This window comes from Microbacterium daqui (assembly GCF_050408675.1).
Taxonomy (GTDB): domain Bacteria; phylum Actinomycetota; class Actinomycetes; order Actinomycetales; family Microbacteriaceae; genus Microbacterium.
On the sequence record NZ_JBNTKF010000010.1, the window covers coordinates 38,418 to 61,342 of the forward strand.

The 22,925-nt window shown below is 63.0% G+C and carries 24 protein-coding genes, 1 tRNA gene and 1 pseudogene; 12 read left to right on the forward strand and 14 right to left on the reverse strand.

Annotated features, from left to right (window positions below):
• Positions 1-54: 54 nt before the first annotated feature.
• Positions 55-327, reverse strand: a complete 273-nt coding sequence (locus ACQUSY_RS08000; RefSeq protein ID WP_428903963.1) for a DUF4031 domain-containing protein — start codon at positions 325-327, stop codon at positions 55-57.
• 297 nt (positions 328-624) lie between these two features.
• Here ACQUSY_RS08000 and rplU point away from each other — a divergent pair, with 297 nt between their 5' ends.
• The 10 genes from rplU to ACQUSY_RS08050 all read left to right on the forward strand — a co-directional run bounded on the left by rplU (position 625) and on the right by ACQUSY_RS08050 (position 7,553).
• Positions 625-933 (forward strand): 50S ribosomal protein L21, encoded by a 309-nt coding sequence (gene rplU, locus ACQUSY_RS08005; RefSeq protein ID WP_428903964.1) that lies wholly within the window; start codon positions 625-627, stop codon positions 931-933.
• Positions 934-951: 18 nt separating this feature from the next.
• On the forward strand, positions 952-1,203 hold the full coding sequence (gene rpmA / locus ACQUSY_RS08010) for a 50S ribosomal protein L27 (RefSeq protein ID WP_147824485.1): 252 nt from the start codon (positions 952-954) through the stop codon (positions 1,201-1,203).
• Positions 1,204-1,265: 62 nt separating this feature from the next.
• Entirely contained in the window at positions 1,266-2,768 is a 1,503-nt protein-coding gene (gene obgE / locus ACQUSY_RS08015) for a GTPase ObgE (protein WP_428903965.1), read from the forward strand.
• Positions 2,765-3,592 (forward strand): glutamate 5-kinase, encoded by an 828-nt coding sequence (proB, locus tag ACQUSY_RS08020; RefSeq protein ID WP_428903966.1) that lies wholly within the window; start codon positions 2,765-2,767, stop codon positions 3,590-3,592. Before obgE ends, proB begins: the two co-directional genes overlap by 4 nt.
• Positions 3,589-4,851, forward strand: coding sequence for a glutamate-5-semialdehyde dehydrogenase (locus tag ACQUSY_RS08025; RefSeq protein WP_428903967.1), 1,263 nt, complete (start codon positions 3,589-3,591; stop codon positions 4,849-4,851). The genes proB and ACQUSY_RS08025 overlap by 4 nt, the downstream gene beginning before the upstream one ends.
• A 51-nt stretch (positions 4,852-4,902) precedes the next feature.
• The gene (locus tag ACQUSY_RS08030; RefSeq protein WP_428903968.1) at positions 4,903-5,124 is read left to right on the forward strand and encodes a hypothetical protein; all 222 of its coding nucleotides are present in this window, start codon (positions 4,903-4,905) and stop codon (positions 5,122-5,124) included.
• Between the two features lie 9 nt (positions 5,125-5,133).
• The gene (gene nadD, locus ACQUSY_RS08035; protein ID WP_428903969.1) at positions 5,134-5,730 is read left to right on the forward strand and encodes a nicotinate-nucleotide adenylyltransferase; all 597 of its coding nucleotides are present in this window, start codon (positions 5,134-5,136) and stop codon (positions 5,728-5,730) included.
• Positions 5,727-7,037 (forward strand): hypothetical protein, encoded by a 1,311-nt coding sequence (locus tag ACQUSY_RS08040; RefSeq protein WP_428903970.1) that lies wholly within the window; start codon positions 5,727-5,729, stop codon positions 7,035-7,037. The genes nadD and ACQUSY_RS08040 overlap by 4 nt, the downstream gene beginning before the upstream one ends.
• A complete protein-coding gene (gene rsfS / locus ACQUSY_RS08045) occupies positions 7,037-7,414 on the forward strand; it encodes a ribosome silencing factor (RefSeq protein ID WP_428903971.1) in 378 nt (125 codons plus the stop codon). The genes ACQUSY_RS08040 and rsfS overlap by 1 nt, the downstream gene beginning before the upstream one ends.
• A 63-nt stretch (positions 7,415-7,477) precedes the next feature.
• Positions 7,478-7,553 (forward strand) — tRNA-Ala (locus tag ACQUSY_RS08050).
• A 182-nt stretch (positions 7,554-7,735) separates the two neighbouring features.
• On the opposite strand, the pseudogene ACQUSY_RS08055 reads toward ACQUSY_RS08050, so the two are convergent.
• The 6 genes and pseudogenes from ACQUSY_RS08055 to ACQUSY_RS08080 form a co-directional block, all read right to left on the reverse strand.
• Positions 7,736-8,134: pseudogene (locus tag ACQUSY_RS08055) on the reverse strand (low temperature requirement protein A); the annotation flags it as partial.
• Between the two features lie 86 nt (positions 8,135-8,220).
• The gene (locus ACQUSY_RS08060; RefSeq protein WP_428903972.1) at positions 8,221-9,102 is read right to left on the reverse strand and encodes an SDR family oxidoreductase; all 882 of its coding nucleotides are present in this window, start codon (positions 9,100-9,102) and stop codon (positions 8,221-8,223) included.
• Between the two features lie 68 nt (positions 9,103-9,170).
• Entirely contained in the window at positions 9,171-10,121 is a 951-nt protein-coding gene (locus tag ACQUSY_RS08065) for a DNA topoisomerase IB (protein ID WP_428903973.1), read from the reverse strand.
• Between the two features lie 15 nt (positions 10,122-10,136).
• Positions 10,137-10,532 (reverse strand): FHA domain-containing protein, encoded by a 396-nt coding sequence (locus tag ACQUSY_RS08070; RefSeq protein ID WP_428903974.1) that lies wholly within the window; start codon positions 10,530-10,532, stop codon positions 10,137-10,139.
• 237 nt (positions 10,533-10,769) lie between these two features.
• Entirely contained in the window at positions 10,770-11,021 is a 252-nt protein-coding gene (locus ACQUSY_RS08075) for a hypothetical protein (RefSeq protein ID WP_428903975.1), read from the reverse strand.
• A 193-nt stretch (positions 11,022-11,214) separates the two neighbouring features.
• Entirely contained in the window at positions 11,215-13,197 is a 1,983-nt protein-coding gene (locus ACQUSY_RS08080) for a DEAD/DEAH box helicase (RefSeq protein WP_428903976.1), read from the reverse strand.
• Between the two features lie 211 nt (positions 13,198-13,408).
• On the opposite strand from ACQUSY_RS08080, the gene ACQUSY_RS08085 reads away from it, so the two are divergent.
• The gene (locus ACQUSY_RS08085; RefSeq protein ID WP_428903977.1) at positions 13,409-15,076 is read left to right on the forward strand and encodes a DEAD/DEAH box helicase; all 1,668 of its coding nucleotides are present in this window, start codon (positions 13,409-13,411) and stop codon (positions 15,074-15,076) included.
• A gap of 45 nt (positions 15,077-15,121) precedes the next feature.
• Here ACQUSY_RS08085 and ACQUSY_RS08090 read toward each other — a convergent pair whose 3' ends face one another.
• The 7 genes from ACQUSY_RS08090 to ctaE form a co-directional block, all read right to left on the reverse strand.
• On the reverse strand, positions 15,122-15,790 hold the full coding sequence (locus ACQUSY_RS08090) for a DNA alkylation repair protein (protein ID WP_428903978.1): 669 nt from the start codon (positions 15,788-15,790) through the stop codon (positions 15,122-15,124).
• On the reverse strand, positions 15,787-16,674 hold the full coding sequence (locus ACQUSY_RS08095) for a 3-methyladenine DNA glycosylase (RefSeq protein ID WP_428903979.1): 888 nt from the start codon (positions 16,672-16,674) through the stop codon (positions 15,787-15,789). Before ACQUSY_RS08095 ends, ACQUSY_RS08090 begins: the two co-directional genes overlap by 4 nt.
• Positions 16,675-16,693: 19 nt before the next feature.
• A complete protein-coding gene (locus ACQUSY_RS08100) occupies positions 16,694-17,326 on the reverse strand; it encodes an IMPACT family protein (protein ID WP_428903980.1) in 633 nt (210 codons plus the stop codon).
• Positions 17,327-17,399: 73 nt separating this feature from the next.
• On the reverse strand, positions 17,400-19,088 hold the full coding sequence (gene qcrB, locus ACQUSY_RS08105) for a cytochrome bc1 complex cytochrome b subunit (protein ID WP_428903981.1): 1,689 nt from the start codon (positions 19,086-19,088) through the stop codon (positions 17,400-17,402).
• Positions 19,085-20,146: a cytochrome bc1 complex Rieske iron-sulfur subunit gene (qcrA, locus tag ACQUSY_RS08110; protein ID WP_428903982.1), complete on the reverse strand. Its 1,062-nt coding sequence runs from the start codon at positions 20,144-20,146 to the stop codon at positions 19,085-19,087. Before qcrA ends, qcrB begins: the two co-directional genes overlap by 4 nt.
• 39 nt (positions 20,147-20,185) lie before the next feature.
• Positions 20,186-20,986, reverse strand: a complete 801-nt coding sequence (gene qcrC / locus ACQUSY_RS08115; protein WP_428903983.1) for a cytochrome bc1 complex diheme cytochrome c subunit — start codon at positions 20,984-20,986, stop codon at positions 20,186-20,188.
• Positions 20,987-21,007: 21 nt separating this feature from the next.
• Complete coding sequence (gene ctaE / locus ACQUSY_RS08120; protein WP_428903984.1) at positions 21,008-21,676, reverse strand: aa3-type cytochrome oxidase subunit III; 669 nt, start codon at positions 21,674-21,676, stop codon at positions 21,008-21,010.
• Between the two features lie 156 nt (positions 21,677-21,832).
• Here ctaE and trpD point away from each other — a divergent pair, with 156 nt between their 5' ends.
• Complete coding sequence (gene trpD / locus ACQUSY_RS08125; protein ID WP_428903985.1) at positions 21,833-22,900, forward strand: anthranilate phosphoribosyltransferase; 1,068 nt, start codon at positions 21,833-21,835, stop codon at positions 22,898-22,900.
• The last annotated feature ends 25 nt before the right edge of the window (positions 22,901-22,925 follow it).

Below are 22,925 nucleotides of genomic sequence, written 5' to 3' on the forward strand. Positions count from 1 at the left end.
CTCAGAACCGCCCACCAGCCTTATGGCCGGTGGGCGGTTCCGTTTGCATCGCTCTTAGCGACCGCGGCGCTCGCGCATCGTGACACGCAAGCCGGAGGCAATGAGTCGGCGGGTGAGTTCATGACTATCGACAAGCGACGCGCCGTCGGCGATGAGTCGCGGCAACATTTCTTCCGGAACGTCGTAGTGATCAAAATCAAACGCTCGTCGGGGGATTTGGTTGCGCGCCGCGAATTCATGAAGCTCAGCCAGATTGTCGTCACTGACCAAATGTGCCCATAACCGGCCGTGTGCAGGCCAACGGGGCGTATCGACGAGTATGCTCACTATTAGATGTTAGGTCTCACGCAGTGAGGCCAAGCGTTTGTCTACGGGCGTTGTAGTGGTTCTCCTTTCGGGTGCCGCTGGGAGTCGCCTGCGACACGCCACCCTGGTTTTGCCGGGTGGGGCATGTATCAGGTAAAGTAGACCCTTGGTGCGCATACCGCGTCGTCCGCCCAGGCGGCGTCGAAAGACTTGCAGCCGCACCACCTCCTCGTGGGGGCCCGATTTTTCGGGTGATGCAAGCAGAGTCTTTTACGACATTTCGGAGCAATTCCGCTCCCTAACGAAACAAGGTGTGAAGTGGTTTACGCAGTTGTGCGCGCCGGCGGCCGTCAGGAGAAGGTTGAAGTTGGCACGATCGTGCAGCTCGACCGTCTCCAGGCAGCTCAGGGTGAGAAGATCGAGCTTCCCGCTGTCCTGCTCGTTGACGGCGAAGCCGTGACGACCGACGCGGACAAGCTCGCGAAGGTTAAGGTCACCGCTGAGGTTCTTGGCAACCTCCGTGGCCCGAAGATCGTCATCCAGAAGTACAAGAACAAGACCGGCTACAAGAAGCGCCAGGGTCACCGTCAGGACCTGACCCGCGTCAAGGTCACCGGCATTAAGTAAGCCAAGGAGAAACACGAGATGGCACACAAAAAGGGCGCAAGCTCCACCCGTAACGGTCGTGACTCCAACGCACAGCGCCTCGGCGTGAAGCGTTTCGGCGGCCAGACCGTCAACGCCGGCGAGATCCTCGTCCGTCAGCGCGGCACGCACTTCCACCCCGGCGCAAACGTCGGCCGTGGTGGCGATGACACGCTCTTCGCTCTTGCAGCGGGCGCTGTCGAGTTCGGCACGAAGGGCGGCCGCAAGGTCGTCAACATCGTCGCTGAGTAACACTCAAGCTTCAGGACAGGGGCGGGCTTCGGCTCGTCCCTTTCCATTTACCCGGAGGAATAATGGTTTCGTTTGTCGACCAAGTAACGCTGCACCTGCGCGCAGGCAAGGGCGGTAACGGCTGCGTCTCCGTTCGCCGGGAGAAGTTCAAGCCGCTTGCTGGCCCTGATGGCGGCAACGGCGGTGACGGCGGTCAGATCGTTCTGGTGGCTGACCCCCAGACGACCACGCTGCTGTCGTACCACCACAGCCCGCACCGTAACGGCGGAAACGGCGGCTTCGGCATGGGCGACCATCGCTCCGGCGCGGCGGGGGAAAGTCTCGAGCTTCCCGTTCCCGTTGGTACCGTGGTGAAAGACCCGAACGGCGAGGTCCTTGTTGACCTTGTCGAGCCCGGCATGCGCTTCATCGCAGCTCCCGGCGGCCAAGGCGGCCTGGGTAACGCGGCTCTCGCAACTCAGAAGCGCAAGGCACCCGGTTTTGCTCTACTCGGAACCCCGGGGTGGACGGGCGATGTCGTTCTTGAACTGAAGACGGTCGCTGACGTTGCGCTCGTCGGCTACCCGAGCGCGGGTAAGTCGAGCTTGATCGCCGCAATGTCGGCAGCCCGCCCGAAGATCGCTGACTATCCGTTTACGACTCTGCACCCGAACCTGGGCGTTGTGCAGGCCGGTGACTCGCGATACACCGTCGCTGACGTTCCTGGCCTCATTGAGGGCGCGAGCGAAGGCCGCGGACTCGGCCTCGAGTTCCTCCGTCACGTCGAGCGTTGCTCCGTGCTGGTTCACGTTCTCGACTGCGCAACGCTGGACCCGGGCCGCGACCCGATCAGCGACCTCGACATTATCCTCGCGGAGCTTGAGGCCTACCCGGTTCCTGAAGGACAGCTGCCGCTTCTGGAGCGCCCGCAGCTCATCGCTCTGAACAAGGTCGATGTTCCTGATGCCAAGGAGCTCGCCGAATTTGTACGCGGCGACCTGGAAGAGCGCGGCTACCGCGTCTTCGAGATCTCGACCGTCGCCCACACGGGCCTGCGCGAGCTGTCGTTCGCGATCGCCGAACTGGTTGATGAGCACCGCGCATCGCTCGAGCACGAGCCCGCGCCGCAGCGCGTCGTGCTGCGCCCGAAGGCCACGAGCGAGGGCGATTTCTACGTGCGCATGGACGGCGGTAGCTACGGAAACTACTACCGCATCATCGGCGAGAAACCCGAGCGATGGGTCCAGCAGACCGACTTCCAGAACGATGAGGCCGTCGGTTACCTCGCCGAACGTCTCGACAAACTAGGCATCGACAACGCACTTTTCCGTGCTGGTGCGGTTCCCGGTGCAACGGTCATCATTGGTGAGGGCGATGGCATCGTCTTCGACTGGGATCCCTCGATTTCTTCGGCTGCCGAAGTCATGGTCTCGCCCCGTGGTTCCGACCCCCGCGTTGACCCGAACACCCGCCGCACCACGTCACAGCGACGCGAGCAGTACAAGAAGACGATGGATGCACGCACCTTCGAGCGTGCTCTGGAAGAAGAGCGCCGCTTGGCACGCGAGGAGGACGAAGCGGAATGACCGCGCAGAAGCGAGCAGACATTGCGACATCGCGTCGCGTTGTTGTGAAGGTTGGTTCGTCGTCAATCTCTGGTGAAGAGTCGTGGCGAATCCCGATGCTCGTGCATGCGCTTGCCGACGCACACCGTGCCGGCATCGAAGTCACGCTCGTCTCGTCCGGTGCCATCGCCACCGGCATGCCGTACCTCAACCTGGAGTCGCGCCCGTCCGATCTGGCCACGCAGCAGGCCGCTGCTGCCGTCGGCCAGAACGTTCTGGTGTTTCGCTACCAGGAGGCGCTCCGGCCGTTCCAGATCGTCGCGGGCCAAGTGCTGCTGACAGCGCACGACCTGGAGAACCCCACGCCGCGTTCAAACGCACGCCGCGCGATGGAACGACTGCTGAGCCTGCGTATTCTGCCGATCGTCAACGAGAACGACACCGTGGCGACGCACGAGATTCGCTTTGGCGACAACGACCGTCTCGCCGCCCTTGTCGCACGCCTCATCGGTGCCGACGCCCTCATTCTGTTGAGCGACATTGAGTCGCTGTACACGAAGCCGCCGCAGGAGGAGGGCGCCGAGCCCATCGACACCATCCTGCCGACCGACGATCTTTCGGCACTGGAGTTTGGTTCCGCTGTCGTGAACACCGTCGGAACCGGTGGCGCGGCCACGAAGGTCTCGGCGGCTCGTCTGGCGGCTGCGGCCGGCATCGGTGTGCTCGTCACGAGCGCAGACAATGTCGCCGCAGCGCTCAAGGGCGAAGCGATCGGCACATGGTTCGCGCCTGCCGACGTCGACAACACGCCCGTCACCGGCGCAGTCGATATGGTTGAGGCGTGACCGAAAACTTTCCCGCAGAACTGGTTGACCGCCTGGTTGCTGCGAAAGAGGCTTCCCGTGCCGTCGCACGTTTGACGAGCGGTCAGAAGGCGACGGTGTTGAACGCGATCGCTGACGCCCTCGTCTCCTCGAGTGCACGCATCGTTGCCGCCAATCAAGGCGATCTGGATAGGGGAGTGGCCGACAATATCGGCGACGGACTCCTTGACCGGCTACGCCTTGATGAAGCACGCATCGAGAGCCTCGCGGCCGCGGTGCGTGACGTTGCGAAGCTACCCGACCCGGTCGGTCAGGTTGTTGGCGGACACCGCCTACCCAACGGCGTGGCGCTCGAACAGGTACGCGTACCGTTCGGTGTCGTGGGCGCAATTTACGAGGCTCGCCCGAACGTTACCGTTGACATTGCGGCCCTGGCTCTGCGCTCCGGCAACGCCGTGCTGTTGCGCGGCGGCTCGGCAGCGCGCGACAGCAACACAGTGCTGGTCGCCGTCATGCGCGAAGCGCTCGAAGCGGTCGGTGTGACGGCAGACGTGATCGGTTCTGTCGATGACTTTGGTCGTGAAGGTGCTCGCGCACTCATGAAGGGCCGCGGCTTTATTGATGTTCTCGTGCCCCGTGGTTCCGCTTCTCTGATCGAAACCGTGGTGACGGAGTCGACCGTACCCGTCATCGAGACGGGTGCCGGCAACGTGCACATCGTGCTCGATGAATCGGCGCCGCTTGAGTGGGCGCGCGACATTGTTGCCAACGCGAAAACGCAGCGCCCGAGCGTGTGTAATGCCGTTGAGACTGTCCTCGTGCACCGCGATGCTGCGGAACGACTGGTTCCGGCAGTTGTTGAAGCACTTCAGCAGGGTGGTGTCACCGTGCATGGCGACGACCGCGTGCAGGGCTTGGCGTCGGGTGTCGTCCCGGCGACCGAAATGGACTGGGATACCGAGTACCTCAGCCTGGACGTCGCGATGAAGGTTGTCGACTCACTCGATGAGGCGCTTGCTCACATTCGCCAGTATTCGACCGGTCACACCGAGTCGATTATTACCACTGACCTGCACAACTCCGAGCGCTTCCTTGCTGAAGTGGACTCGGCCGTTGTCATGGTGAACGCCTCGACGCGCTTCACCGATGGTGGCGAATTTGGTTTCGGTGCCGAGGTCGGCATCTCCACCCAGAAGCTTCACGCTCGCGGGCCGATGGGGCTGAGCGAGCTGACCAGCACGAAATGGCTCGCGCGCGGCGCGGGGCAGGTCCGCGCATAAAGAACTAGACTGAGATTAACCTCTCAGAGATCACCCGATCGGAGTACATCAATGACCATCGCATCCGCGATCCTCACGACCGCATCTGAAGCCGGCCAAGACCCGCTCGCCGTCATGATGCAGACCTTCCCGGCCTTCATCATCGCGATCAGCATCTTCGGTGTGCTGGCTCTCGTTGCCGCGTCGTACCGCAACGTTGCTAACCGCCACGCACCCAAGGCTGAGCAGTACGCAGCCCGCCACGGTGGCGACGCGCATGGAGCAGGTCACTAGGTTTTCTTGATGACGCAGACGCGGCTTCCTCGTATCGGGGTGATGGGTGGGACGTTCGATCCCATTCACCATGGTCACCTTGTAGCAGCGAGTGAGGCCGCTCACTCCTTTGACCTCGATGAGGTCGTCTTCGTGCCAACCGGGCAACCGTGGCAGAAGTCCGGAGTCAGCAATCGCGAGCACCGGTATGAAATGACCGTGATCTCGACTGCGTCAAACCCGCGATTTACCGTGAGTCGCGTAGATATTGACCGTGAGGGCCCGACCTACACGATCGACACTCTGCGCGACCTTGCGGCACAGCGTCCAGACGCCGAGCTGTTCTTTATCACCGGAGCAGACGCCGTCGCACAAATTCTCAGTTGGCGCGATCACGACGAGCTGTGGGATCTTGCCCACTTCGTCGCGGTCTCACGCCCCGGGCATGTCCTCAGCACCGAAGGACTTCCCAGCGAACGTGTGAGTCAATTAGAGATCCCCGCAATGGCCATTTCATCGACTGATTGTCGCGAACGAGTACAAAGAGGACACCCCGTGTGGTATCTCGTTCCCGATGGTGTCGTGCAATACATTGCAAAGCATCACCTTTATCGGAGCACTGAATGACCTCCAGCGACCAGCCTGCAGACAAGCAGCTGACGCGCCGTCAGCTACGCGAAATCCGGATGACCGGCGCGACGCCTATTGTCACGCCCGAAGCTGCCGCCGAGGCGGCCGCTCAGTCCGCTGCCGCCGCGCAGACGGAACCAGAAACCAGCACCGAGGCAAGCCCCGCGGTCGAGTCTCCCGCGACGCCTGCAGAACCGGTCGCGGTCGAAACTCCCGCTGAGCCACCGTTGCACTTGCCGCGCGCTGCGGAGCCGATCGTAGAATCGCCGGCACCCGTTGCCGACGCGGCAGTCGATCTGGGTGTGCGCGCCCGCACGCGTCGCCAGGCCCGTGACCAAGAGCGCATCCGAACCAATTCGATTCCGGTGCTGACGCCCGAAGCTGGCACCCCCATCGTGCCAGCTGATGAGCCGACTGCTGCCGACGAGGCGCCGGAAGCAGTGGTGCCGGAAGACGTAGCCGCTGAAGCGCCCGTGGTTGCTGAGGCGACTCCGGAACCTGCACCCGTCGTTCCGGAGCCAGTCGTTGAGCCGGAACCCGTGGCAGAACCCGAGCTCGTGGTTCCGGAGGCTGCTCCGGTCGCAAGCGAGCCAGACGTGGCAATCGTCGAGCCGGTTGCTGACGAATCGGCGCCCGAGGCTGTCACCGAAGCGCCCTCGGCGTTGACGCTTGACCCGGAACCCGCGGCAGAAACGCCCGAGTCACAGTGGGCACCGCGCGCGGCAACGGGTGCGGCCCCGATCCCGCTGTCAGACCCCAACCACGCAAGCGAATCGATTGCGGCTTCGATGGCTACGAGCTCCGAGCCCGAAGCAGACGACAAGCACCAGGTGCGCGCTGACTTTGGTTCGGCGCTGCTGACACCGGCCGAGAGCTTCGACGACCTGCTCGTGCGTAGCTCCACCTCATCGGGGAGCGCGGGTTCCGCCAGCATGCTGGTGTTGCCAGAAGACGTTTCACTGATGCCGCTGACGGCTCCCGTCACGTCGACCGGTCAGGTCATTCTGACGGGCACGTTCGCGTTGCCCGAGGGGCTCGGCTCGCAGGGCCACGCCCCGGGCATCGCCGACGGCAAAGACGTTGACGCTGTTCTGATTGACGGCGAACTCGCGCCGCAGTCATCTCCCACTCCCATCGCCGCCATCGCGGCTGTGAGCCAGGCTAAGACGCCGGTCGAAATGATTCGTCCGCCGGCCCCAGAAAAGAGCAGCAAGCTCGTGGTGGCGCTCGCCATTACCGCTGGTCTGCTTTCGCTGGCTGCCATTGGCTTCACGATCTATGTCGTAACGACCGGAAAGTTCTAATGACGACCTCCCAAATCACGATCGACATGGTGTCGATCGCCGCCCTGGCCGCCGACGCAAAGGGTGGCGTTGACATCGTCGCTCTCGACGTCTCTGAGCCGCTGCCCTTCGTCGACGCGTTCGTTATCGTCACGGGCCGCAACGAGCGCCAGGTGGCCGCTATTGCCGACGAAGTCGAAGAGAAGATGCTTGAGGCTGGCCACAAGCGTTTGCGCCGTGAAGGCCGTGCTGACGCCCGCTGGGTGCTGGAGGACTTCGGTGACGTTGTCGTTCACGTCTTCCACGAGGAAGAGCGCATGTACTACTCGCTCGAGCGCCTGTGGAATGACTGCCCGACAATTCCGTTTGAATTGCCAAGTCCTGTCGAAAATTCCTGATTTGGTCAGAACCACCATTCAGCATGTAGTAGGCTGAATGAGTTGCCTCGCAAGGGCAACAGAGGGTCTGTGGCGCAGCTGGTAGCGCACCTGCATGGCATGCAGGGGGTCAGGGGTTCGAGTCCCCTCAGATCCACCACAACGAAGAAGGGCGTCCCGAAAGGGGCGCTCTTCTTCGTTTATGAGATCCTCAGTGTTTGGCGCGCGTCGGCCTTCGGACTGCGCCACACCAGCACCGCGACCACGGCGACGAGAATGCCGGTTGTCACGGCAAAGGGGAGTGGGATGAGCGGATCCAAGCGGCGCGACGTGCTCGCCCTCTTGCACCGCCGAAATGATCGCGTTCGACGATGCCAGTAGGCTCTCGCCGAGCAAGAACAACGTGAATAGTCCGTAGCGCTCCGTGACGTGATGCGGGTGCCACGGCATGGTTCCATTTTTCTCCGCCACGATCGGTACCGATATCTCTGCGATAACCAGCGCAACAACGGCAAATCCGAACACGGAGCTTGGCAACAGAAGCGCGAGAAGCCACAGCACCTCGACGATCGCGATGCCCGCAGCGTAGGTGAGGGTCGTTCGACGCAACTCGCCGGCACCGTGGGACGCCCGCATCCATTGCGCCAGCATGGCCACACGCATGACGACGTAGGCGAACACCGAGATTGTGAAGTTGCCTTCGGTGAATGCTGGGCCGATTCCGGCGGCGAGCACGAGCACGCCGCACGTGGGCTCCGGAGCCAGAGGAGAACTCCGGCCACCCCCGTCAAGTCACGGGCGCGGCGATTCTGGCTAACCGGTGCGCGTTAGAGGTGTTTACCGCCGGTCACCGCGAGCACCGCGCCGGATACGTACGATGCGTCTTCCGAGGCGAGATAGACGTAGGCGCCGGCGAGCTCGGCAGGCTGTCCGGCGCGGCCGAGCGGGGTGTCCTGCCCGAATTTCGGCAACTTGTCTGGCCAGTCGGTTGCCGGGATGAGTGGCGTCCAAATCGGTCCGGGCGCGACGGCATTGACGCGAATACCCGCGGCACCCTGTTCATCGGCGAGAGCTGTCACAAAAGCGACTTGCGCAGCCTTCGTCATCGCGTAGTCGAGCAGCTCAGGCGACGGCGAGGCCGACTGGATAGAGGAGGTGACGATGACGCAACTGCCCGGCGGCATGAGCGGAAGTGCGGTGCGCACCATCCAAAATGGCGCATAAAGGTTCGTCTTCATGACGCGATCAAACTCGGCCGTACTGAATGCTGCTTGCTCATTGCGGCTGCGCTGATACCCGGCATTGAGCACCAAAATATCGAGTCCGCCTAACGCCTCGAACGCGTCTCGTACGACTTTCTCACTCGTCGCCTCATCAGTGATGTCGCCCGGCAACGAAACCGCCGTGCGTCCTGTCGCCCGCAGGATTTCTAATGTGTCGTCAGCGTCACCCTGCTCTGCGGGCAAGTGGCTGATCGCAACGTCAGCACCTTCTCGGGCGTATGCGATGGCGACCGCGCGCCCGATGCCGGAGTCACCACCGGTGATCAGCGCTCGCCGCCCGGTCAAACGCCGGGCGCCCTGGTAGGAGTCTTCGCCGTGATCGGGCTGAGGAGTTGTTTCGGTCACCAACCCAGGCTGAGAACCGGTGTCGCGGGGGAATCCGTCGGAATGATATTTCGTACGTGGATCCACGATTGTTTCAGTCATATCCCCACGATAAGGAGCCGAAGTTGCCTGGCCGAGGGGGTTGACACTCGGTAGAAGCGATGCGTTGCCTACCGCTCGAGGAGTGTTCGCAACCCCGTGACACCGGCGCGACTGCCGCCCCGCAACACCTCGCCCGTTTCATACGCTTCGAAGAGCCGCGGGTCGATGTAGCTCGCGCGTGCGACGGCCTCGGTGTTCCCCAACGCGGCCGCGGCAGCGCGCACAGCGTCGCGCACTGCCGAGGCTTGCTCCGTCTCAGACTCCCGATAGCCGATGGCAGTCAGTGCGCGCGCAGCCTCTAACGTGCCGTGCAACGTACGGAAGTCTTTGGCAGTGAACTCGCCGCCAGTACGGTCGCGCACGTCGGCGTTCACTTCGGGAGCCCGCAGCGGATGCCAACCGATGTCATCCTGCCACGCGAGGAGCCGCTTGCTCGGTCCGCGATTCGCCAGCGTCTTGAGCACGGCGGCAAGATCGGGGTCATGGAGTTCGGAGTCCCATCGCAGACCACCCTTGGCGCGAAATCGTAACCTGATGTCGGCGCCATCGAGCCAAACGTGCCGGCAGCGCAGGGTCGACACTCCGACCGTCTTGTGCGTTTGTTCGTACGCTTCCGAACCGATCCGCACGAGTGCAGAGTCCAGGATTCGAAACGCCGCGGCCAACACGACGCGCCGCTCCATGGTTCCGCGTCGCAAATCTTTCGTCACGCCTTGACGCGCCATCGGTAAAACGTCGGCGAGATCCAGCGCACGCGAGAGCTTCTTTGCCGCCGCCGCCTCGATCCACGATGGGTGGTAGCGGTACTGGGTGCGGCCATCAGCATCAACCCCGGTTGCCAACACCTTGGCATCGGGGGAGCGAGCGATGTGCACGTCGGTCCACGCGGGTGGAATCACGAGATCCCGGAACCGTTGCAGTTGCGCGTTCGACGTGATGCGGGCACCATCGGCGGCACGGTATTCAAAACCACGCCCGCGGCGAACTCGCCGGGTCGCGTCCCCGCCCACCGCGGTCATCTTTCTGTACCGTGATTAGTCGTCTTGGACTTCCCACCCAGCGCGTGGCTGCGTGGTTCCATCACTGTAATCAGGGCGCTTCGGCTGGGGCGGCTGATCGGAACCTTCGCCGCCTACGCGGCCACCGAAGGGGCGGCCATGGTCGGCATACTCATCGCGTTGAAACACGAGTCGCCACGGCCCTGCGGTGAAATGGGCGCCGTGGCGTAGGGTCTCGGTATCGTCACCGGGGGCCGTGGCACTCGACATCGGATTAGCGTTCATTTCGCCGTCGCCATGCAACGTCAGCACATACTCGTCGCGGTCATCGTGAATGATCGTGGCGTGCAGCGAGTCCATATCAGGAAGCGTCAGCGTGCACGTTGATGACGAACCAATCGTGGTCTCTTCATCGACGATCTCATGGGTCATTCGTTCAGTCTCGTTGGTTATCAGAAGCCGCGGATGACCCGCACCACGCTGAGCATGGCTCGTGGTTGGTGGAGGAGTCGAGCGCACCGTTTGTTCGGTCATAGCGCCATGCATTCGTTCGTTCATACCCGCAGGCTAGGCCCGTTCGCAGGCGAACGTGAGCCCCTTGACAAGCCACGCCGGGCATGACGGCCGAGTGTCAACGCGCGGTGCCGAGGGGCACGCTTTTGGGAGCGGTTAGTCTTTCGGCGCTGGCGACTCCCCCCGATGCGCGTAGTCGGGACGATCGGGTTGCGACTTCTGCATCGAAGCCCAACCGCCCTCGCGTCCGCCGTACGGCCTACCATGGTCGGCAAACTCGTCGCGCTGGTAGACAAACCGCCAGGGCCCGGCCGTGAAGTTCGCGCCGGAACGCAGAATCTCACTGTCTTCACCGCGAGAAACCGGGTCAATGTGGAGATTGGCGTTGGTGGTGCCGGCGCCGATCATCGTCAGCGTGCGTGGTGGTGGGCACGGGACCGGTGCGCATGTGCTGTTCGGTCATAGCGCCGTGCATTTTTTCGCTCATGCGCGCATGCTACGCGTGAGAAGCGGAACCATCTAGCCCTGTCGGTGACGGTGCGAGCGCCGGTGCAGGAAAAGAATGGGGCGCTCACCGAAACGGTGAGCGCCCCAAGACTATTTAGCGGTCGCTGTTCTTATGACGCGGCTTGCGTGCCGGTCGCTCGTCACCGCGATCTTCGTAACGCGGTCGATCGTCGCGAGCGGGGCGGTCCTTACGGAAGCCACCGTCACGGTCATCGCGACGAGGACGATCGTTGCGGTANCGCTCGTCACCGCGATCTTCGTAACGCGGTCGATCGTCGCGAGCGGGGCGGTCCTTACGGAAGCCACCGTCACGGTCATCGCGACGAGGACGATCGTTGCGGTAGCCGCCAGCCTCGTCATCACGACGACGCCCACCCGGACGACCGCGGTCGGGCTTGATCTCGATCAGGCGGCCCGAGATGCGCGTGTCGCGCAGTTTGTCGAGCGTTCCCGCGGGCAGCGAGGTCGGCAGCTCGACGATCGAGAAGTCCGGCTTGATGGCGATCGCACCGAAGTCATCGCGGCCGAGGCCGCCCTCGTTGGCAAGGGCGCCGACGATCTGACGCGGCTCGACGCGGTGACGGCGTCCCACTTCAATGCGGTAGGCGGTGAAAGCACCCGAGTTGCGCTCACGACGCGGGCGGGCTTCGCCGCCATCGCGGTCGCGGGTCTTCTTGCCGCGACCCTCAACACGAGCGAGTTCTTCGCGCATGCGCTCGTCTTCAGCCTCGTCGAGCAGCAGGGGAGTTTCGCCCTGCGAGACGATAGCAAGAGCCGCCGCAACATCCGCTTCCGGCACATCATGGTTCCGCACGTAGTGCGCAATGATGTCGCGAAACTTGTTCATGCGATCGGTCTCGGCGAGGGCAGCCGTGATCGAGTCGTCGAAGCGCGTCAAGCGCGTGTTGTTGACGTCTTCGCTCGTCGGCAGCTGCATCTGGGTGGGCTGCTGGCGGGTCGCCTTCTCGATGTGTCCGAGCAGGTAGCGCTCGCGTGGCGTCACGAAGCTGATCGCGTCACCGGTGCGACCAGCGCGGCCGGTGCGACCAATACGGTGCACGTACGACTCGGTGTCGGTCGGAATGTCGAAGTTCACGACGTGGCTAATGCGTTCAACGTCAAGACCACGAGCGGCAACGTCGGTGGCAACGAGAATGTCGAGCTTGCCGTCCTTCAGCTGGTTGACGGTGCGCTCACGCTGAGCCTGAGCAACGTCACCGCTAATGGCGGCGGCCGAGTATCCGCGAGCACGAAGCTTCTCTGCGACGGTCTCGGTTTCACCGCGTGTGCGTACGAAGATGATCATGCCGTCGAAGTTTTCCACCTCGAGGATGCGCGTGAGCGCGTCGATCTTCTGCTGGTGCGAGACGATGACGTAGCGCTGAGTGATGTTGGTGTTGGTCGTGGTCTTCGACTTGACCGTGATTTCTTGCGGCTCGCGCAAGTAGCTCTTCGAGATTCGGCGAATCTGCGCCGGCATCGTGGCCGAGAACAGCGCGACCTGCTTGTCAGCAGGAGTCTCAGCAAGAATCGTCTCGATGTCTTCGACGAAGCCCATCTTGAGCATTTCGTCAGCCTCGTCGAGCACGAGGTACTTGAGCTCAGAGAGGTCAAGCGTGCCCTTGTCGAGGTGGTCCATGATGCGGCCGGGGGTGCCGACCACAATGTGCACGCCGCGGCGTAGCGCCGACAGCTGAACGCCGTAGCCCTGACCGCCGTAAACCGGGAGCACGTGGACGTTCTTCATGCGTGCCGCGTACGCTTCAAACGCCTCAGAGACCTGGAGCGCGAGCTCTCGGGTCGGTGCGAGCACGAGAGCCTGCGGCGTCTTCTGCGAGACGTCGAGGCGCTGCATGATCGGTAGCGCGAATGCGGCGGTTTTTCCGGTTCCGGTCTGTGCCATACCGACGACATCGTGGCCGTCGAGCAGAGTCGGAATGGTGGCTGCCTGGATCGCGGAGGGTCGTTCATAACCGAGGTCGCGGATCGCGGCAAGAACGGGCCCATCGAGGCCGAGATCAGCGAAGGTGACCTGTTCCTCGTCAGTTTCGGGAGCGGTGTCTTCTGTTTCCTTCACCTACCAAGCGTACCGCCTCCGCCCGTTCACATCAGTCGTTCGGGTACCGAGTGGTAGTGTTGGCAGGTACTGCACACCAATTCAACCCGAAATGTGTCGCAGGCTAGGCCGCTGAGCTGATTGATTTCTTCTACCGCGGCGATCGGAGCCGGAGCTGGCTCCACCGCCTGACGGTGAATGACGCCGTCGCGTTCTCATGCTCAGAAAGCCCATGTCTACGCAGACTACCCAGACCACTATGTCGTTCGCCGAGCTCGGCGTTCCCGCATCTATCGTTGATGCCCTCGTCGCCGAAGGCCGCCCGACGCCGTTCCCGATTCAGGAGTCGACCCTGCCGTCGACGCTGGCTGGCGTTGACGTTCTTGGTCGTGGCCGTACCGGCTCCGGCAAGACGCTTGCCTTCGCCATCCCGCTCGTCGCTCGCCTCGGTGCGCTGCGCGCCGGCGAAAAGCGCCGCGGTCGTCGCCCGGCGGGCCTCGTGCTGTCGCCGACCCGTGAGCTTGCGACGCAGATTGCTGCCACAATTGAGCCGCTTGCCAAGGCCGAGGGACTCAAGGTCACCACGATCTTCGGTGGCGTTTCGCAAAAGCGTCAGGAAGACGCTCTCCGTGACGGCGTTGACATCGTCGTGGCCTGCCCCGGCCGGCTCGAGGACCTCATGAAGCAGGGCTACGCCCACCTCAACGAAGTCAGCATTAGCGTGCTCGATGAGGCTGACCACATGGCTGACCTCGGCTTCTTGCCGGGCGTGACCCGCATCATGTCGGCCACCGACACCAACGCCCAGCGGTTGCTGTTCTCAGCGACGCTGGACAACGGCGTCGACAAGATCGTGAAGCGCTTCCTGCGCAACCCGGTCGAGCACACCGTTGACGAGGCCAACGCGCCGGTTGTTGACATGACACACCACCTCTTCGCGATCGAAGACCAGGACGAAAAGAATGCAATCGTCAAGGCGCTCGCTTCTGGTTCTGCTCGCCGCGTCTTCTTCATGCGCACGAAGCACCAGGCGAAGAAGCTCGCGAAGCAGCTCACCGCGTCGGGGATTCCCGCCGTTGACCTGCACGGCAACCTCTCACAGGCTGCCCGTGACCGCAACCTCGCCGCCTTCTCGTCGGGCGAAGTGCGCGTACTCGTCGCTACCGACGTCGCCGCTCGTGGCGTGCACGTTGACGACGTTGACCTCGTCGTTCACGTGGACCCGCCCGCCGAGCACAAGGCGTACCTGCACCGCTCGGGCCGCACGGCTCGCGCCGGTAACTCGGGTGATGTCGTTACGCTCATGCTCGAAGCACAGCGCAAAGACACCCTCGACCTGCTGAAGAAGGCAAAGATCAAGGTCACGCCGCAGCGTGTAACGGCGTCAAGCGAGCCCGTTATTGCCATGATCGGTGAGGTTGCGCCCCGCGTTGCACCGCGCGCCGGCGGCCCCGGCGTCGGCAACAAGCCGCTCGAGACCGCGCCGACCGGAAAATCGCAGGGCGCCAACGCGCAGCGCAAGCGCCAGGCTCGCGAGCAGCGGGCGGTCAGTGGAACCGCGGGTCGTCCGTCGCGCACGCGTCGCGTTGGCGGTCAGCCGCGTCGTGAGGACGGTCGCCCCGAGGGTGAGCAGTCGCAGCAGCGCCGCCAGCAGCGTCCCGCAAACGGCGGTCAGCGTCACACGGATAACGCTCGTCGCGGCGACAACCCGCGTCGCGGTGACAACGTGCGTGGTGCTGACGCGCCCCGCACGAACGGTGGCGGCCCGCGCCAGGGCGCTACACAGCGCTCGCACGGTGACAACCAGCGTCACGGTTCCGCTCCGTCGCAGCCGGCCGGTCGTCCGGCTGGTCAGCGTCGGCGCGCTGGTCGCCCGAGTGGTGCTCCGACGAGTCGCTAACACCTGATTTATGAGTGAAGCCCGGCCACTGCGGCCGGGCTTCAGTCATTTGTCGCCTTCGCGGCGGCGCACGATCTCGTTGATCCAGCTCGGCGCGAAGGGCGATGTGCAGTTCGGGGGAGTCGGGTAGTCCTTGAGCACCTCAAGGCGCTCACCGATGTCGAGGGCACGTTCGCGCAGGTGCGGGTGGTAGATGCCGATGTTCGCGAGGGTTTCGTTCATGTTCCACTGCAGGGTGCCGGGAGCGGCCACCATCTCAGCCTCGATCTGATCGAGTAGCCCCTCGAGGTCCGGGCCAGCCGGCTTCTTGATGACGCGATCAGTGGTCAGCGCCCACCCTGCGGCACGCACGTGGGTGTCAGCGTCAGTGAACCAGGCCTCACGCAGTTTTGGCTCGAGGGGCGACTTCTTGGCGATGTAGTTGACGAGCCAGTCGGTCGTCTTCGGTGTGCGCGACTCGCGCAACATGGTGTCGAGTTGGGCGACCGTGTACTCCTTCGGCCGGCTGATGAGCAGCGCGACCAGGCGGGCGGGCGTCACATCGGTCGCCCACAATTCGCCGGCGAGCTCACGATTCATGCCAATGCGTTTCGCAACGCCGCGCAGCTTGGTGAGGTTCACGCCATGGTCGTCACCATGCCGCTCGTTGACAGCGCGCGCCTTCGGGTCTTCCAGCGCGCTCAGCTCATCAATAACGTCTTGTGCGGTCGTCATGCCATCTCCTCGAAGGTTGTCACGGCCGAAATCATGCTATCCCGCAGCGACTCACCGCGCGCAGCGAACTCACGTTGCCGCCGCACGTACTCGGCCTTGCCCGCGGCGGTCTCAACGGGCACAGCGTCATAGCCCCACGCGGTGATGTCATAGGGCGAAGCCTGCATGTCAAGGAGGCGAATGTCGCGCGCTAACTCGAAAGAGTCGAGCAGCACATGGCCTGGTAAGACGGGCCCCAGTTTGAGTGCCCACTTATACAGATCCATGCCAGCGTGCAGACAACCCGGCTGCTCCATCACGAGCTGCAGCTGCCGCGTTGGTGCGACCGCGTTCAGCGGCACCGCAGCGGGCGTGAAGAACCGGTAAGCGTCGTAGTGCGTGCATTTCAGGTCAGCCGCCTCGACAACGGCGTCGGTGCCGGCTTGGCCGAGCCGCAACGGAACCGCATGGCGGTGTTCGTCTTGCCGATACACCATGGCCCACTCATGCATTCCGAAGCAGTCGAACCGGCCCGGTCGCGACGCCGTCGCGCGAAGCAACGACACAACGTGCTGCACACCCGCACCGCGCAATTCGGTGAACGCGTCGGTGTCGAGTCGCGTGGTTCCGTCGTCATCTGTGACGTACCAGCGCATATCTGCGCGGGCAGTGCCGGAGACGTCGGCGAGATCGACGCCAACTCCGGGATGCCACTTGCGCATCACCGCGGGCTTGTACGAGTAGTACGTAAAAAGAAAGTCCCAAATGGGATGAGTTTCGCCGCGCAGAGTGCGCTCGCGATGCCCGGCGGTGAGGGCGTCGGCGCGCTGATGATGCGCGGTCTCCAGCGCTGTCCACTCGGCCCGCGACAGCACGACGCCCGGCACGACAGAAACAACGCTCACGGTTCTATTCTCGCAGTGATTATGACGCCGTGACCCAGCGGGTGCCGCTGGGCTCGGGAACCACCGAACCCGCGGTGAGCGCCGCGAGGATACCGGCGAGCGAGGGCGCGGTGTCGCTGTCGGAGCCGACCGTGAGTGTCACGTCGGCGCCCCATATTGTGTCAATGATCGTGAAGCCGCGGCGGCGAAGATCAGCCTCCACAGCGCCGGCCGAGACCAGGGGGAGCGTCAGACGTTGTTCGAGCATGAGTTCGCGGCGCACCGTCTTCGCGACGTCGACGCCCGCGCGCACAGCATCGGAGTAGGCGCGGATGAGACCGCCCGTGCCGAGGAGCGTACCGCCAAACCAGCGTGTGACGACGGCGACGACGTCGCTGACTCCGGAACCATCGAGCACGTCGAGCATCGGGGCGCCCGCGGTGCCGCCGGGTTCACCGTCGTCGCTTGAGCGTCGTAGCGACCGGTCGGGGCCGATCACGAACGCGAGGCAATGGTGACGCGCGTCGTGAAACTTCTCTTTGGTTCCGGCCCAGACGGCACGGGCCTCGTCATCGCTCGACACCGGCGTTAGCGTGCAGAGAAAACGGGACCGAAGTACTTCGATCTCAGCAGACGCCTCAGCGGCGAGTGCGGTGTACTGCGAGGTAATCACGGCGGGCCTTCGTAGGGGAGGAGGGTGAAACAGAAGGGCCCCGATCCGAAGATCGGGGCCCTTCTGGCATTACTTAGTTCTTGCTGTCTGCGCCAGCTTCGACCTCGGCGGTTTCGCCGTGACCGGCAACACCGTGTGCGTGGTGCGAAGCTGCCTCGTCGAGCTCGGCCTGCGTGACCGGTGCGAGACGGTCTTCGAAGAACCAGCGCGACAGTGCCGCACGGAACTTCTGCATTGCCGGGATCCGGCCCTTGTCGTTCGGGCGAACAACCAGGGGCTCGTAGGTCTGGTAGTCGACCAGCTTGACCATTTCGTACTCGTCCACCGGCTGGTGAACTTCGATGTACTCGCCACCGGGGAGGCGGACGATACGGCCCGACTCGTAACCGTGGAGGGCAATCTCGCGGTCCTTCTTCTGCAGTGCGATCGCGATGCGCTTCGTGATGAAGTACGCGAGGATCGGGCCGAGGAAGAGGAGAGCCTGCAGTGCGTGGATAACGCCTTCCATGGTGAGGCTGAAGTGCGTTGCCATGAGGTCAGACGAAGCTGCCGCCCACATGACTGCGTACATCGTGACACCAGCCGCACCGATAGCGGTACGGGTTGCTGCCTGACGCGGGCGCTGAGCGATGTGGTGCTCGCGCTTGTCGCCCGTGATCCACGCCTCGATGAAGGGGTAGAAGAGGACGAGCAGGATGAACACACCGATGATCGCGACCGGGATCAGAATACCGAGCGAGAGCGTGTGGTTGAAGATCACGACATCCCAGTTCGGCGGAGCCAGACGCAGCATGCCGTCAGCAAATCCGATGTACCAGTCAGGCTGCGTACCAGCCGAAACCGGCGACGGGTCGTACGGGCCGTAGTTCCAGACCGGGTTGATCTGGAAGAGCGACGCGATCAACACGATCACACCGAACGTGATGAACAGGAAGCCGCCCATCTTCGACATGTAAACCGGCATCATCGGGTAACCCACGACGTTGTCGTTCGAGCGGCCGGGGCCAGCGAACTGCGTGTGCTTGTTCACGATCATGAGCACGAGGTGTAGGCCGATCAGGGCGATCACCAGCAGCGGCAGAATCAGGATGTGCAGCGTGTACAGGCGGCCGACGATCTCAGTGCCCGGGAACTCGCCACCGAAGAGCAGGAACGAGGTCCAGGTTCCGATAACGGGGAAGCCCTTGATCATGCCGTCGATAATGCGGAGACCGTTACCCGAGAGCAGGTCGTCGGGGAGCGAGTAACCGGTGAAGCCTTCTGCCATCGCGAGGATGAAGAGGACGAAACCGATGACCCAGTTGAGCTCGCGGGGCTTGCGGAATGCGCCGGTGAAGAACACGCGAAGCATGTGCACACCGATACCCGCAACGAAGACGAGTGCTGCCCAGTGGTGGATCTGGCGAACCAGGAGACCACCGCGAAGGTCGAACGAGATGTAGAGCGTCGACTCCATCGCCGCCGACATCGGAATTCCCACCATCGGCGCGTAGGCACCCGTGTAGTGAGTTTCGACCATCGAAGCGTCGAAGAAGAACGTCAGGAAGGTTCCGGAGAGGAACACAACCACGAAGCTCCACAGCGCAATCTCACCCAGCATGAACGACCAGTGGTCGGGGAAGATCTTGCGACCGAGCGCCTTGACGAAGCCGGAGAGGCTCGTGCGCTCATCGAGGTAGTTGGCTACGCCACCGACGAACTTGCCGCCGAGCGGAGCCTGCTTCTCGCCCTTGTCAATCACAGGGCTGTTTGCGGTACTCAATGACGCTCCCAGAAGCTCGGGCCGACGGGCTCGGTGAAGTCGCTACGTGCCATCAGGTAGCCCTCATCGTCGACGGTGATGGGCAGCTGCGGAAGCGGGCGTGCCGCCGGTCCGAAGATAACTGCCGCGTGGTTAGTGATGTCGAACTGCGACTGGTGGCACGGGCACAGCAGGTGGTGCGTCTGCTGCTCGTACAGAGCAACGGGGCAACCGACGTGCGTGCACACCTTCGAGTAGGCGACGATGCCGTGGTACGACCAGTCCTTGCGCTCGGGCAGCTCGTTGAGCTTGTCCTCGGGAACGCGAACCAGGAGAACGATGGCCTTGGCCTTCTCCTCGAGGTAGCCGTCCGAGTGCGGAATCTCCGACAACGGCTGGGGGATCACGTGAACAACGGAACCATAGGTGAGATCCGATGCCTTGATGCGCTCACCAGACGGGTCGTGAGCAAGGTACATGTCCTTGTCCCACATCGTTTCCTTCAGCAGTGCGACGGGGTCAACACCGTGCGGAGCGAGGCCGCGGAAGAGCGTGATACCCGGGATGACGCTGGCAACGATCGCTGCGATGAGCGAGTTGCGGATCATCGCACGGCGGCCGAAGCCACTCTCTTCGTTAGCGTCCGCGAAGTCCTGAATGGCTGCCGCGCGAGTCTCTTCTGAGCCGCGGGTAGCGTGGCGCTCCTCGGTGAACTCCTTGTCGCTCATCAGCGCCTTGGACCAGTGAATGGCACCAATACCGATGGCAAGGAGGGCGAGTGCGATGCCGAGACCGATGTACAGGTTGTTCGCGCGCACAGCGGTGAGTGGGTTGATCTGATCTTCGATCGGGAACAGCATGTAGGCGGCTACCGCCCAAATGCTGCCGGCCAGCGACAGGTAGAAGAGCGAGTAAACGGTGCGCTCGGCACGCTTCTCAGCCTTCGGGTCTTTGTCGGTCATCCGCTCGCGGTGCGGCGGCAAACCGGGGTTTACAGCAGGGTCATCGACCTTGACGGCGATGCCCGATGAAGGCTGGTAGCTGTGCTCCAGCGCCTTCGGGTCATCCACGTGAGTCATTGTGCTCCTCGTATCTCAAAGCTTAAAAATGAACCTGCGTTAGTTGGACTTCGCGGTGATCCACACAGTGAGTGCAACGAGCGCGCCGATTCCAAAAATCCAAACGAACAGACCTTCAGACACGGGGCCGAGCGATCCGAGCGTCATTCCACCGGGGGAGGGCTCGTTCTGCATGTAGAGAACAGCGGAGATCAGGTCACGCTTTTCATCTTCGGTCAGGGTCATGTCGTTGAAGACCGGCATGTTCTGCGGGCCGGTAACCATGGCTGCGTAAAGGTGCAGAGCGGAGGTGTTCATAACCGACGGGGCGTACTTACCCTCGGTCAGTGCACCACCTGCACCGGCAACGTTGTGGCACATGGCGCAGTTAATGCGGAACAGCTCAGCGCCGGCTGCGACATCGCCGCCACCGTCAAGAATGCGCTCGTCGGGGAACGTGGCGCCGCCACCTTCCTGCTGAATCCAAGCAGCAACGGCAGCGATCTGCTCGTCGGTGAACTGGGGAGCCTTCTGCGGTGCCTGCGGTGACTGTGACTGCATCGGCATGCGACCGGTTGCCATCTGGAACTCGACAGCGAGTTCGCCGGTACCGATGAGGCCGGGACCTGCTTCGGTACCTTCGAGGTTCATGCCGTGGCAGGTTGCACAGTTTGCCTGGAAGAGCTTCTTGCCGTCGTCAACCGTCAGCTCGGTGGCTGCCGTCGACGAGGGGGTAGCGGCCATGGCGGCGGAAGCGCCAGCGTATACTCCACCCGTCAAAAGCAGGCCGATGCCGATCAGGGCAACGGTGGCCATGCGGCTACGACGGCCGCCAGCACGGGTCTTCTTCTCGCGTGACATATCGAGTTCAGCTCTGCTTTCTTACTTGAGGAAGTAGATGACGAGGAACAGGACAATCCAGACCACGTCGACGAAGTGCCAGTAGTAGGACACGACGATGGCCGTGGTGGCTTCCTTGTGACGGAAGTTCTTCACCGCGTACGCGCGTCCGATGACGAGGAGGAACGCAATCAGACCACCGGTCACGTGCAGGGCGTGGAAGCCCGTCGTGATGTAGAAGGCCGAAGCGTAGGAGTCAGCCTGAATCGGCAGCCCCTCAACCACCAGGGTGGTGTACTCCCAGACCTGACCGGCGACGAAGATCGCGCCGAGTGCGAAGGTGATCCAGAACCACGGAACCATACCCATACGCTTCTTGCCCTCGGAGAGTCCCGAGTACGGCTGGAAGCGCTCAGCAGCGAAGACACCCATCTGGCAGGTGAACGAAGACGCCACCAGGATCAGGGTGTTTACCGTTGCGAACGGAATGTTCAGGAGTTCGGTGCGGGCCGCCCACAGCTCGGGAGAAGTACTCCGAAGCGTGAAGTAGATGGCAAACAGGCCAGCGAAGAACATAACCTCGCTACCAAGCCACACGATGGTACCGACCGAAACCGGGTCTGGCCTCTTAACTGTTTTTGCCGCCGGGGCATGCGTCACTGTGCTCGTCACCCTTCCATTATGGCCGATAACCGAGCGTGTTTTATGCATCGGGCCGGATCAAACGGGCTTAAAGCGAACTTAGGGCATCCTTACAAGTGCCTGGGAACCTGCCTTGTATCAGGCACAGTGCGTCTGTGAGCCGCGTAAAGACACGGAACGTTACCGACGCACTGTCGGCGTGTCGCGCCTCGCTAATATTGAACAATGTTCGATGAGATCTCCTGGCCCCATATTTTGACAACCCTTCTAGAGGGCAAAGACCTCAGCGTCGGGGAGTCGACCTGGGCCATGCGGGAGATCATGCAGGGCCGCGCGACCGAATCCCAGTTGGGTGGCTTCCTCGTCGCGCTACGCGCCAAAGGGGAGACGGTTGATGAGATCGTGGGCTTCCGTGACGCGATCCTGGAATCTGCGCATGGTCTGCCCGTGCCGGCCGACGTTCTTGACATCGTCGGAACCGGTGGTGACCGTTACGGCACCGTCAACGTGTCCACGATGGCGTCGATTGTGTGCGCGGCGAGCGGTGTTCCGGTCGTTAAGCACGGCAACCGTGCGGCAACGTCATCTTCCGGTGCTTCGGATGTCGTGAGCGCTTTGGGCGTCAACCTCAACACCACACCCGAGCAGGTCGCCGAGGTTCTCGAGAAGGTTGGCCTCTCCTTTGTATGGGCTGCTGCTTTCCACCCGGGCTTCCGCTTCGCTGGCCCGACGCGCTCTGAGCTGGGCGTGCCGACCGTGTTCAACATCCTCGGTCCGCTGTGCAACCCCGCGCGCGCCGAAGCCAACGCCGTGGGTGTTGCGCAGCTTGACCGCGTTCCGCTCATTACCGGCGTCTTCCGTACGCGTGGCGCCACGGCACTCGTGTTCCGCGGCGACGATGGCCTGGACGAGCTGACGATCACCGGCCACAGCCGCATTTGGGAAGTGTCGCGTGGTGATATTCACGAACACGACCTCGACCCTCGTGACCTCGGGTTTGCTTATGCCTCTATTAGCGACATCCGGGGCGGCGATCCCGCGTACAACGCGCAGGTCGTTCGCGACGTTCTCGCCGGCAAGGAAGGGCCGATCCGCAACATCGTGCTCCTGAATGCTGCCGCTGGCATTGTTTCCTACCGCCTCTCGCATGATGCATCACAGGCGCAACGCTCCATGGTTGAACGTCTCGCTGAGGGTCGCGACCAGGCAGTAGCCGCGCTGGATAGTGGAGCTGCCGCGGCCAAGCTCGACGAGTGGGTGCGCGTGACGCAGTCATTCGCCGCCGCAGGTTAGCCAGGAAGGCGCAAGAACGGAGCGC

Bases quoted from the DNA above. Each gene is read 5' to 3' on its own strand.
- rpmA (WP_147824485.1), top strand. From the start codon at position 952: ATGGCACACAAAAAGGGCGCAAGCTCCACCCGTAACGGTCGTGACTCC.
- obgE (WP_428903965.1), top strand. From the start codon at position 1,266: ATGGTTTCGTTTGTCGACCAAGTAACGCTGCACCTGCGCGCAGGCAAG.
- proB (WP_428903966.1), top strand. From the start codon at position 2,765: ATGACCGCGCAGAAGCGAGCAGACATTGCGACATCGCGTCGCGTTGTT.
- ACQUSY_RS08030 (WP_428903968.1), top strand. From the start codon at position 4,903: ATGACCATCGCATCCGCGATCCTCACGACCGCATCTGAAGCCGGCCAA.
- nadD (WP_428903969.1), top strand. From the start codon at position 5,134: ATGACGCAGACGCGGCTTCCTCGTATCGGGGTGATGGGTGGGACGTTC.
- ACQUSY_RS08040 (WP_428903970.1), top strand. From the start codon at position 5,727: ATGACCTCCAGCGACCAGCCTGCAGACAAGCAGCTGACGCGCCGTCAG.
- rsfS (WP_428903971.1), top strand. From the start codon at position 7,037: ATGACGACCTCCCAAATCACGATCGACATGGTGTCGATCGCCGCCCTG.
- ACQUSY_RS08060 (WP_428903972.1), bottom strand. From the start codon at position 9,102: ATGACTGAAACAATCGTGGATCCACGTACGAAATATCATTCCGACGGA.
- ACQUSY_RS08065 (WP_428903973.1), bottom strand. From the start codon at position 10,121: ATGACCGCGGTGGGCGGGGACGCGACCCGGCGAGTTCGCCGCGGGCGT.
- ACQUSY_RS08070 (WP_428903974.1), bottom strand. From the start codon at position 10,532: ATGACCCATGAGATCGTCGATGAAGAGACCACGATTGGTTCGTCATCA.
- ACQUSY_RS08075 (WP_428903975.1), bottom strand. From the start codon at position 11,021: ATGATCGGCGCCGGCACCACCAACGCCAATCTCCACATTGACCCGGTT.
- ACQUSY_RS08085 (WP_428903977.1), top strand. From the start codon at position 13,409: ATGTCTACGCAGACTACCCAGACCACTATGTCGTTCGCCGAGCTCGGC.
- ACQUSY_RS08090 (WP_428903978.1), bottom strand. From the start codon at position 15,790: ATGACGACCGCACAAGACGTTATTGATGAGCTGAGCGCGCTGGAAGAC.
- qcrA (WP_428903982.1), bottom strand. From the start codon at position 20,146: ATGACTCACGTGGATGACCCGAAGGCGCTGGAGCACAGCTACCAGCCT.
- qcrC (WP_428903983.1), bottom strand. From the start codon at position 20,986: ATGTCACGCGAGAAGAAGACCCGTGCTGGCGGCCGTCGTAGCCGCATG.
- ctaE (WP_428903984.1), bottom strand. From the start codon at position 21,676: ATGCATAAAACACGCTCGGTTATCGGCCATAATGGAAGGGTGACGAGC.
- trpD (WP_428903985.1), top strand. From the start codon at position 21,833: ATGTTCGATGAGATCTCCTGGCCCCATATTTTGACAACCCTTCTAGAG.